The sequence below is a fragment of the Larkinella soli genome, assembly GCF_003703975.1.
Classification (GTDB): Bacteria; Bacteroidota; Bacteroidia; order Cytophagales; family Spirosomataceae; genus Larkinella; species Larkinella soli.
The window spans coordinates 1-358 of sequence record NZ_QTJY01000076.1; the positions used below are offsets into that span (position 1 = coordinate 1).

The 358-nt window shown below is 65.1% G+C and carries 1 protein-coding gene; it reads right to left on the bottom strand.

What is annotated here, in order from left to right; genetic code table 11:
* The coding region (locus DX909_RS29375) for a sugar nucleotidyltransferase (protein ID WP_262707537.1) at positions 1 to 358 on the bottom strand (358 nt) is incomplete at both ends.

Here is a 358-nt window from a genome sequence, read left to right on the forward strand (position 1 = left end):
CCAGCTGCTCGCCGTCGATGTAGCCCATCCGGTAGGCCACCTCCTCGATCGAGCCGATCTTCAGCCCCTGACGCTCCTCGATCACCTGCACGAACTGACCCGCCTGCATCAGCGAGCCGAACGTGCCCGTGTCCAGCCACGCCGTGCCCCGGTCCAGAATGCCCACCTGCAGCCGGCCCTCCGCCAGATACACCTTGTTGACGTCGGTGATCTCATACTCCCCCCGCGCACTGGGCTGCAGCGTGCGGGCGATCTCCACCACCTGGTTATCATAGAAGTACAGCCCCGGCACCGCATAGTTCGACTTGGGCACGGCCGGCTTCTCCTCGATCGACAGCACCCGCTGCTGCTCGTCGAA